General features: G+C 34.5%; 1 protein-coding gene. It reads left to right on the top strand.

Features of this window, described 5'->3' with window-relative positions; all coding sequences use genetic code 11:
• On the top strand, window positions 1-1,067 hold a 1,067-nt coding region (locus tag BM314_RS29825; RefSeq protein ID WP_170868218.1), incomplete at both ends, for a plasmid recombination protein.

The following is a 1,067-nucleotide window of genomic DNA, read 5'->3' as shown; positions in this document are numbered from 1 at the left end:
AAACTACCCCGCACCTTGTCGCATACGTTGTTCCTATTGATTCACAGGGGAAATTGAACGCTAGGGAATTTTTAGGCGGCAGGGCAAAATTATCAAAAATGCAGACTGATTTTCATGACCAAGTGAAAGATTTAGGGCTTGAAAGAGGGCTTGAGGGATCAAAGGCAGAACATACGACAATTAAAGATTTTTATGCTGAAATTCAAAAGCCTGATAATGAAAAATATTTAATTCAAAAACCAGCATTAAAAACAATTACTTATAATGATTCTACAATTCATATGTTGGATGGAAAACCTTTAAAAGATGAGAAGTTGCAGAAGTATTTTGGAAGTCTTTTTGATGAGCAGCATGAATATTATCAAAAGCAGTCTTTAAAAGCCCAAGAATCCCTATCTGTAAAGCTTTCAGAGCAAATTATTAAGACAGAGAAAGAAGCAGAAGCCCATAGAAATGCAGTAAAACAGATAAAAAAATTAGAAAAAAAGATTGATAAAATGCTTGATGAATTTTCTCAAGTTATTGAATTTAAAAAGCTTTTTCCAAATGATTACAAGGAAATAGAACAGAGCTTAAAAGATCGAATACAAGATCATAAAAATCAATTGATTAGAAAAAGGGAAGAGGATGCACGATTTGAAGCGCAATTAAGGGCGCACCGTGAACAGTTAGCAAAAGAGCAGGAGCGACAACAGGCAATAGAATTTAGGAAGGTACTGGAAAATGATCGTAGAACGCAAATAGAGGCTGATAGAGCGCATTTATGGGATAAAGTAGGCGAATGTACCACTGAGCCTGAAAAACTGGCTTATAACGCAATACAGAGCAAATTAGAGGGTGTTATCAGAGAGGGGGCTAACTATACTGCTTTGCTTGATAATAATGAGCCTACAACTAACCCATATGCTGAGATACTTAGGCTAATGAATGATAGAGAAGTATATGATTTTAAAAAGAAATTAGAAATTATATTAAATCAATGTGCAGATTCTAAGAGTAAAGATTATGACGATACTTTTAGGAGTTGGGGAACAAGACCAAGTTACTATGATAATTTTGATTCATCT

The organism is Methylobacterium sp. 13MFTsu3.1M2 (assembly GCF_900112625.1).
Classification (GTDB): domain Bacteria; phylum Pseudomonadota; class Alphaproteobacteria; order Rhizobiales; family Beijerinckiaceae; genus Methylobacterium.
Note: the sequence above shows the minus strand (reverse complement) of the source record. Positions and strands in the feature narration are given on the sequence as shown.